Raw genomic sequence first — 565 nt, 5'->3', positions numbered from 1 at the left:
AGCGTTTTGAGGCTGTAATCTAAAGCCTTGGCAGTGGCTGCCGCCAGGTGCGGTTTTGGCGCGGGTTGCCATGAGCCAAGCGTGCAAAGAGGCTAGTGCCGGTAGGCTTTTTTCGGCGCGTAAAGCTTGCCGCTCAGCAATGGTCAGGGTCTTGGCTTCGGCTTCTACCGCATATAGCTCAGCTATTCGGTTTAGCGCCTCTAACGCTATCGGGCTGTGATTAGCCTGGTGCAAGTCAAAGAATTTGCGTCGGGCATGTGCGAAACAACCGAGTTCTATACAGGCACCGGCGTCGCCAGTGTCAGTAAATAAGGCCTTATAGCCGGCATAATCATGAGCGCCAAGGAAGGCGTGAATGCAGCAAATGCAGGAGCAATTTGTCGTCGACCATGAGATGGCCTCGCCAATCGCCGAGAAACTCGCGCGCATGGCTGCCGCTGCGACCGGTTTGATAGTCAAAGACGATGATGCGCGGTCCGGGTTGCAAATCGTTGCTGCGGTAAGCCCACAAATAGGCTTTGCGCGTCTTGCCGGTGCCGGGTTCTAGCTGCGACACCGGCGKTTT

The 565-nt window shown here is 56.0% G+C and carries 1 pseudogene; it reads right to left on the bottom strand.

Features of this window, described 5'->3' with window-relative positions:
- A pseudogene (locus tag VZ94_RS24950) lies at positions 1 to 565 on the bottom strand (IS66 family transposase); the annotation flags it as partial.

This window comes from Methylocucumis oryzae, assembly GCF_000963695.1.
Classification (GTDB): Bacteria; Pseudomonadota; Gammaproteobacteria; order Methylococcales; family Methylomonadaceae; genus Methylovulum; species Methylovulum oryzae.
Note: the sequence above shows the minus strand (reverse complement) of the source record. Positions and strands in the feature narration are given on the sequence as shown.